This is a genomic window from Hoeflea sp., assembly GCF_984452065.1.
In genome coordinates this window covers 1-8,209 of sequence record NZ_CFHWAF010000173.1, presented here as the reverse complement: position 1 = coordinate 8,209, position 8,209 = coordinate 1, and the positions used below count along the sequence as shown (strand labels likewise).

Genomic DNA, 8,209 nt, shown 5'->3' with positions numbered 1-8,209 from the left:
TCCAGCACCACGGTCACCCCCGCTCCGGTCTCGGCCTTTCTCGGGTTGAGACGCCGCACCGCCCGCTCGCCGGCGGCGCGCCCGATCGTCTCGGCATCGTCGAGATCGGCATAATAGAGGCGCGAATCGAATTCGTAGTCGCGCTCCATGCCGGTGCCCTCTCCGGCAATGACGCTGACGGAGCGTCCAAACCGGCTTCCCATATAGGATCCGGAAAACCCTTCCGACGTCACGAGCACCAGGCCGCCCATACCCGCCGACGCGCCGGCGCCGCTGGAATTGGTGACGCCATCGACGGCAAGCGCCGCATCTTCCGTTGCCAGGGCCGCTTCGGTCAGTTCCGCACTGCCGACCTCGGTCGCGTCGAACAGGTCGAGATCGTCATAGGTCTTTGCCAGGTCTTCCGGGTCCGCAAGCGTGGCGAAGGGGTCTTCCGGCGACACGCGGGCCATGGCAACGGCACGGTCAGCCAGTTCAGCGGCATCGAATCCGGCATTCGCCGACACGCTGGCAACGCGATTGCCGACAAAAACGCGCAAGGAAAGGCTGTCGCTCTCCGATGCCTCGGTGCCTTCCACCTTGCCGAGACGCACGCTGACCGACGTGGAGCGCCCGCGCACCACGACCGCGTCGCCGCGATCGGCGCCCGATTGCATGGCCTGCCCGACCAGTTGCGCCGCCTTGTCAACAAGTTCCTGAGTCTTGTCCGCCTGAAACATGTAATTGGCCTTTCTATGTCGCTCCATTTATTGTGGCGTCCGCATGTCATCAAGGCTAAAAGCGGAATGTCGCGCCGTCCCATGAAGTTCTCAAGAGATTTAATACATGGCAGCCGTTGAAGGCATCTCCTATTACAGTCACGCGCTTGTTCTTCTTGGAGGCGCCGTGGTCGCGGCACCACTCGCCAAGAAGATCGGGCTGGGTACGGTCCTGGGGTATCTCGCAGCCGGCGTCATCATCGGCCCGGTCTCGCGGATCGTCAGCGGCGGCGAGCATATCCTTCAGTTTGCCGAACTCGGCGTCGTCCTGCTTTTGTTTCTGATCGGCCTGGAACTCAAACCCTCCCGCCTCTGGTCGATGCGCAAGGAGATATTCGGGCTCGGCCTGTCACAGGTCGTGATCACCGGACTTGTCCTGACGGGTATCGTCTCTGTGGTGGTCTGGGCGACACACCCGCTTACCGCGGCCATCATCATCGGTCTTGGCCTGGCGCTCTCGTCAACCGCTTTCGGGCTGCAGATACTCGAGGAGCGCGGCGAACGCGGCACCTCCTACGGGCAGCGGGCGTTTTCGATCCTGTTGTTTCAGGACCTTGCCATCGTGCCGATCCTGGCGCTGGTGCCGCTGTTTGCCACGCAACATGCGGAAGCACCGCCCAATGCCCTGCAGGATTTCGCCATTGCGCTCGCCGCGATGGCCTTCCTGGTGGTTGCCGGGCGCTATCTGCTCAATCCGCTGTTCCAGCTTATCGCCAGCACCGGTGCGCGCGAAGCCATGATTGCCGCGGCCCTGCTGGTGGTGATCGGCTCGGCGATGCTGATGCAATATGCCGGCATGTCGATGGCCATGGGCTCATTCCTTGCCGGGGTGCTGCTGGCCGAATCGTCCTACCGGCATGAGCTGGAGGCGGATATAGAACCGTTCCGCGGGATCCTGCTGGCGCTCTTCTTCATGGCCGTGGGCCTGTCGCTCGAACTGAATGTGATCGCCGATAACTGGGTCATCATCCTCGTTGCGGTACCGATCCTGATGCTGATCAAGGGCATCATCATCTATGCGCTTTGCCGCCTGTTCGGGTCCGGGCACAATGAGGCGTGCCGGATCGCGGGCCTGCTGCCGCAAAGCGGGGAATTCGGCTTCGTGATCTTCACCGCCGCGGCAAGCGTCGGGATTTTCTCCGCCTCCGTAGCCTCCATCCTGATCGCCATCGTCACGGTCACGATGGTGTTGACGCCCTTTGCCTCATCGATCGCCAACCGGCTGCTGCATGGAAGCAGCCGGGAGGAACTGGAGGAGAATTTCGAGGGTGCCGGATCGGACGTCCTGATGATCGGGTTCTCCCGCTTCGGCCAGATTGTCTCGCAGACCCTGCTTGCCGGCGGCTCCGATGTGACGATCATCGACCATTCGGCCGACAGGATCCGCAGTGCGACGAAATTCGGCTTCAAGATCTATTTCGGCGACGGCACGCGCAAGGCCGTCCTCGAAGCCGCCGGCATAAAACGCGCCAAGCTGGTCGCGATCTGCACCCACGAGAAGGCGACGACCGACAAGATCGTCGACCTGATCCAGGCGGAGTTCCCGGGCGCCCGTATTTTTGCACGGGCCTATGACCGCGCGCACACGCTTTCGCTGCGCGAACGCGAGGTGGAGTACGAACTGCGCGAGACGCTGGAATCGAGCTTCATATTCAGCCGCGAGACGCTCAAGGCGCTTGATCTCGACGATGAACGGGTGGAGGAGATCATCAGCGAGACCCGCCGGCGGGACGAGGAGAGGCTGCGGATCCAGTCCGTCGAGGGCATGGCCGCCGGAGGCGACATGCTGCATACGAGGCCGGTGACACCGGAGCCGCTCATCAAGCCCAAGAAGGAGGCCGAGCGCCTCGACCTTGAAGAGCCGAGTTCCATCGACTCGTAACCAGCGGCCCCTGCCGGCCGGCGCCCGTCGCCAGCAACGGCGCCGCAAACATTCGATCCGTCCGGGCCCGAGGACCGAACGGTCTTCTTGAGGGAGACAAACCGCATGAGCGAACCGGCGAAATTCGTTACCGGCTCGACCATGCGCCACGTGATCGTCATGGCCGCGACCGGGTCCATCGGACTGGTTGCCGTCTTTGCGGTCGATGCGCTGAACCTCTTCTACATATCGCTGCTCGGCCAACAGGAGCTGGCGGCGGCCATCGGTTACGCCGGCACGCTGCTGTTCTTTTCCATTTCGATCAGCATCGGCCTTTCGATTTCCGCCACGGCCATAACATCCCGTGCGATCGGCGCGGGAAAGCGCGAGCGGGCAAGGCAGCTTGCCGCCGCCTCCATCATCTACACCACGCTGATCATGGGCTCGACGGCGGCCGTCTGCTTTCCCTTCCTCGACCGTCTGGTGCATTTCATGGGCGCGCGCGGAGATACGGCCCGCCTGACCGTCGAGTTCATGCAGATCGTCTTTCCGTCGCTTCCGCTGATCGGCATCGGCATGTCCATGGCCGGCCTGCTGCGCGCCGTCGGCGATGCCAAGCGGGCCATGTATGTCACCCTCGTCGCGGCGGCGGCCACGGCGGTCCTCGATCCGATCTTCATATTCGCGCTGGATCTCGGCATTCACGGCGCCGCCATCTCCACGGTCCTCGCCCGTTTCACACTGATTATCGTCGGGTTTCACGCGCTGAAGAAGGTCCATGACATGCTGACGCTGCCTTCACTTGATCTGCTACGCAGCACGATCAGGCCCTATCTTTACATCGCGATGCCGGCAATTCTGACGCAATTGGCGACGCCGGTGGGCAATGCCTATATGACAATCGTCATTGCCGGTTACGGTGACGACGCCGTCGCCGGATGGGCGGTTGTCGGTCGTCTTATACCGGTCGCCTTCGGTGCGCTTTTCGCGCTCTCCGGCGCCGTCGGTCCCATATTGGGACAAAATTACGGCGCGCTGCGTTTCGACCGCCTTTACAGCACCATGCGCGATGCCTTTATCGTCATCATCGTCTATTCAATCTGCGTCTGGACCCTGCTGTTCGTTGCCAGCGACTTCATCGCCGCGCTGTTCGGTGTCGAGGGCGAGGCGCGCGCGCTGGTTATTTTCTTCTGCGAGTTCATCAGCCTGACCTTCCTTTTTGCAGGCATGCTGTTTGTGGCGAATGCGGCCTTCAACAATCTCGGCTACCCGATCGTCTCAACCGTCTTCAACTGGGGACGCTCGACGCTCGGCATCATTCCGTTCGTATGGTTGGGGTCGCATCACTACGGCGCAACCGGTGCTCTGGCGGGGTACGGTCTGGGCGGCGTCTTCTTCGGCATCGCATCGGCGATCGTGTGCCTGCGCATCATCGGGCGGATCGCGGAACGGCAGCCGTCCGAGCCGCCCTCCGATGTCGGCGTCCAGGTCCCGCCCGCGGCCAATTCGCCATTCACGACCGGCAAGGGCGCGACGTGAGGCGGCCGCTGAAATGCACATATGGGTAACCCTGAGGTCACAATTGTCTTGCCTTCGGTGGAGGAAAATGCTCATAGAGTGCCAACTGGCCGCGTGTGGATGATGATTTCAGCGGCGCAATATTCTTGACACTGATCGTATCGGTCGCTGCCCGGAATAGCCTGAGGGCACTAAAGATAAACGGCAGCTGATCTACGCAAGCTTCCAGGATAGAAGGTACTGTCGCCGCAGCGAATACGCTGACATTAGGTGATGGTTGAAGAAAGAACCACTTGAAACAGTTTAAAGACCTCGGCCTCGCCGAGCCACTCCTTCGGGCCGTCGCGTCGGAAGGTTATGACACACCTACTCCGATTCAGGCAGAGGCCATTCCCGGCCTGCTGAACGGTGACGACGTCATAGGTATCGCGCAGACCGGAACCGGCAAAACCGCGTCTTTCGTGCTGCCGTTGCTTAACCGGCTGGCAGGCGAACGCGGCAGATGCCCGAAAAAGACCTGCGATTGCCTCATTCTGACGCCGACTCGGGAACTTGCCGCCCAGATCGCGGCGAATATCCGCACCTATTCCCGCTATATGAAGGTGTCCGTTGCGGTCGTGGTCGGCGGTGTCAAGCCTGCTCCGCAAATCCGGGCCCTGAACGCCGGCGCGCAGATCGTTGTCGCGACGCCCGGCCGGCTTCTGGACCACATGAAAGCGGGAATCATCCGCCTCGAGCGGACATCGTCGGTGGTCGTCGACGAAGCCGATCAGATGCTGGATCTGGGTTTCATCCCGGCCATCCGCAGGATTTTTTCCGAGCTTCCGTCGGGACGCCAGACGGTGCTGATGTCGGCGACCATGCCGCCGCCGGTTCGCCGCCTCGCGGAAGATTTTCTGACACGGCCGACCGAGATCGCGGTGGCGGCCGTGTCCCGGCCGATCGAACGTATCGAGCAGAGCGTGCGCCATGTGCCCAAGGCCTCGAAACGAACGGTGCTGACCCAGATCCTGTCCGCCAACGGCGTGGCGCGGACCATTGTTTTCACGCGGACCAAGCGCGGTGCCGACAGGGTCCATCAACATCTGGAGAAATCGAACCTGTCGAGCGTCGTCATCCACGGCGACAAGAGCCAGGGACAGCGCAAGCGGGCGCTCACCGCCTTTCGCTCCGGCAAGGCGGCGATTATGGTGGCGACGGACATCGCGGCGCGCGGTATCGACATCGATGATATAACGCATGTGGTCAATTTCGACCTGCCGAACGTGCCGGAAGCCTATGTGCATCGTATTGGCCGTACCGCACGCGCCGGGCGCGCGGGCGTTGCGATAACCCTTTGCGATCCCGGCGAGCGCAGCCTGTTGCGGGATATCGAACGATTGATCGGAAACCGCATCGAGCAGGGTGACGGGGCGGAAAATGACAATGGTTCTGCCGACGAGGCGGCGGCGCGCCAAAACCGGCCGAACCAGCAGACGAAGCAGGGCGCAAAAGGAACCAAGGCCGGCAAACGCCGCAAGCCGGGAAAAAAGATGCGTTGGAGATACGGAAAATCGAAGCCGGGTCAGCAGGGCAAGACCGGTGCGAACGGCTCCGGGCAAAATTCGAGACGGCGACCACGTAAATCGGGTTCGTCAGCGCGGGCCGCCTAATTTCGGCCCGGCGCGTAACAGATCATGCTAAACGGAAATCGGTGAAAAGGAGATATCACGATGTCAACCGGCACGGTAAAATGGTTCAACGGAACCAAAGGTTATGGTTTCATTGCACCGGACGAGGGCGGCAACGATGTGTTTGTTCACATCAGCGCGGTCGAGCGTTCCGGGCTGAGCAGCCTCAATGAAGGCGACAAGGTCAGCTATGAAATCCAGGTCGACGAAGCGCGCGGCAAATCCTCCGCCGTCAATCTGCAGATCAAATAGGACTGCGCCGAAACAGTTTCGGCGGGCGGCCTCCCTTCCGGCGGCCGCCCGGCGGACGTTCACACGCCGCCGCCCTTCACATGATAGGTGAAGACCGCGTCGATCGCGTGTTTGAGCTCTTCGCGAACCCCGGAAGAGGCCGCGAGAACCTCGTCGGCCTTGAAAAAGTCGAGGACGCGAAAGCGGTTGACATCGGGACGCAGGAAGATGTCGGGCCGTCCTGATTTCAGTTTCATATTGATGATCGACTGCATCATCAGCTGGCTGGCGCCGAACATGAGGTCCATGGTCGTCGGCCGGTCGCCGTCATCGCCGCTCGGTCCGCCGACGACATCGATGCCGATGACGATGTCGGCAAGGCCCGTCAGATGGTCGAAGGGGACCGGGTTGAAGATACCGCCATCGATCATGTAGCGGCCATCGCACAGGACCGGCCGGAACAGCGCCGGTATGGCCGCCGAGGCGGAGACGGCGTTGACAAGATCGCCGCTTTCGCGAACCGCTTCCTCCTGGGCGTAGAAATCCGTGACGATGATCTTTGTCGGAATGTCCAGCGCTTCGAATGTCGCCGGGAAACTCTCGGGAAGAAACGCCGTCAGAATGCGCTCAATATTGAACTGGCCGAGCCTCAGGCCGCCGGATATGACATCACCCACACTGTAGGGACGCGCCTTCCAGATCCGGCTGACCGCCTCGCCGCGCCGTCCCATGGTGCGCAGGGCGTGCTCGCGGATCTCGCGCCCGCTCATTCCGGCCGCCATGGCCGATCCCATGATCGCGCCGATCGACGCGCCAGCGATCGCGACCGGCCTGATGCCGAGTTCGTCCAGCACCTCGATGATGTGAATATGGGCGTAACCGCGTGCGCCGCCGCCGCCGAACGCCACCGCTACCGTGGGGTCGCCCGATGGTGTGCGGGCGATGCGATCGTCGCTGTCCAACAGCATGTCGTTGCGCATCACAAATCCTGCCTGCGTCGAGAGAAGACCATGTCATTTCGCGTCGCGCTCGCCTCAATGTGACGTGAGTTGCCCAGAACTTCAAGGCCCGTCTGAAAGAGCGGTTAAAGGGAATTTACAGCGGCTGGTGGCGATAGAACCGCATCCGCGTGTCGCCGAAGGCGCGTGTTTCGAGACAATCGAACGCGCCGCCGGGCGCAGGCTCCGCCGCCGCGCTTTCCTCGAGCACGACAAGTGCCCCAGGCGCGATCCAGCCGCCCGATGCCGCGCCGGCAAGCGCCCGCTCACCCAGCGCCCGGCCGTAGGGCGGGTCCGCGCACACCAAATCGAAGGGCTCCATGCCTGCGAGCGCTCCGAGCTTTGTCGCATCACAGCGGACTATCTTCGTACAGCCCTCAAGCGAGAGGGCTTGGGTGTTGGCACGCAACAAGCCGCAGCCTTCGCTCGACTGTTCGACAAAAAGGGCAAACGCGCTGCCGCGCGAAAGCGCTTCAAGGCCGAGCGCCCCGGTTCCGGCAAAAAGATCGAGAACACGCCGCCCCCTCACGGCATCGTCATAGCCATGAGCAAGGATGTTGAACAGGGATTCGCGGGCGCGGTCGGTGGTGGGTCTTATCGACTGAGAGCGCGGTGCGGACAGCGCGCGGCCCCTGAACCTACCGCCGACGATCCGCATGGCCCGCCCTGCCCGGCTGTTGCTTGCGCTGCGGCTTGCCGCGCGGCTTCTTCTGATCGGCAACGCGGGCGCTTGCCTTTTTCTGATCGGCGGCGCGGGCGCTTGCCTTTTTCGGCTTGCCGCCGGCTTCGGACTTGTCGCTCTTTGCGGCAACCGGGCGGGCACCCGGCGCCATCCAGACATTCGCGGCCCTGCTGCGGCGCTCCGGGCCTTTGGTGCGGGGTTTGTCGCCACCGGGTTTTTGCGTATCGAGGCGCTCGAGCGCCCGGTCGCGCTTGTCCGTCCGGTCGCGCTTGCGCGCCTGCTGCGGCTCCGGCTTGGACATTTTTTCGGGCTTCGATGCGGCCGGCTTCTTCTTGCCGCCGGCAGGCGGCGCATCATTATAGAGCGGCGCTTCAAAATTGGCGCCGGCACGCTCGATGAGCCGCGGTCCGAGTTGATCGCGCAATGTGCGGCTCTTGATTTCCTGAACGGCGCCTTCGTTCAGGCTCGCCAGTTGGAAGGGGCCATAGGAG

The 8,209-nt window shown here is 62.6% G+C and carries 7 protein-coding genes and 1 pseudogene; 4 read left to right on the top strand and 4 right to left on the bottom strand.

Annotated features, from left to right (window positions below):
• Positions 1-719 (bottom strand): TldD/PmbA family protein (locus AC5E6N_RS21850; RefSeq protein ID WP_491749790.1); only part of this gene is annotated, 719 nt, incomplete at its 3' end.
• Between the two features lie 106 nt (positions 720-825).
• Between AC5E6N_RS21850 and AC5E6N_RS21845 the strand changes: the two genes are divergently transcribed.
• The 4 genes from AC5E6N_RS21845 (at position 826) to AC5E6N_RS21830 (ending at position 6,059) form a co-directional block, all read left to right on the top strand.
• Positions 826-2,640 (top strand): monovalent cation:proton antiporter-2 (CPA2) family protein, encoded by a 1,815-nt coding sequence (locus tag AC5E6N_RS21845; protein WP_491749789.1) that lies wholly within the window; start codon positions 826-828, stop codon positions 2,638-2,640.
• Between the two features lie 105 nt (positions 2,641-2,745).
• Positions 2,746-4,158 carry an MATE family efflux transporter gene (locus AC5E6N_RS21840; RefSeq protein ID WP_491749788.1) on the top strand — a complete coding sequence of 471 codons (1,413 nt, stop codon included), beginning with the start codon at positions 2,746-2,748 and terminating at the stop codon, positions 4,156-4,158.
• Positions 4,159-4,430: 272 nt separating this feature from the next.
• Entirely contained in the window at positions 4,431-5,789 is a 1,359-nt protein-coding gene (locus tag AC5E6N_RS21835) for a DEAD/DEAH box helicase (protein WP_491749787.1), read from the top strand.
• A 60-nt stretch (positions 5,790-5,849) separates the two neighbouring features.
• A complete protein-coding gene (locus tag AC5E6N_RS21830; protein ID WP_491691410.1) occupies positions 5,850-6,059 on the top strand; it encodes a cold-shock protein in 210 nt (69 codons plus the stop codon).
• Positions 6,060-6,118: 59 nt separating this feature from the next.
• On the opposite strand, the gene AC5E6N_RS21825 is transcribed toward AC5E6N_RS21830, so the two are convergent.
• From AC5E6N_RS21825 to AC5E6N_RS21815, 3 genes and pseudogenes are all read right to left on the bottom strand, one after another.
• Positions 6,119-7,018 (bottom strand): patatin-like phospholipase family protein, encoded by a 900-nt coding sequence (locus AC5E6N_RS21825; RefSeq protein ID WP_491749786.1) that lies wholly within the window; start codon positions 7,016-7,018, stop codon positions 6,119-6,121.
• 115 nt (positions 7,019-7,133) lie between these two features.
• The gene (rsmD, locus tag AC5E6N_RS21820) at positions 7,134-7,694 is read right to left on the bottom strand and encodes a 16S rRNA (guanine(966)-N(2))-methyltransferase RsmD (protein WP_491749785.1); all 561 of its coding nucleotides are present in this window, start codon (positions 7,692-7,694) and stop codon (positions 7,134-7,136) included.
• Positions 7,675-8,209, bottom strand: a pseudogene (locus AC5E6N_RS21815) (pseudouridine synthase); the annotation flags it as partial. The pseudogene AC5E6N_RS21815 and the gene rsmD, both read right to left, overlap by 20 nt.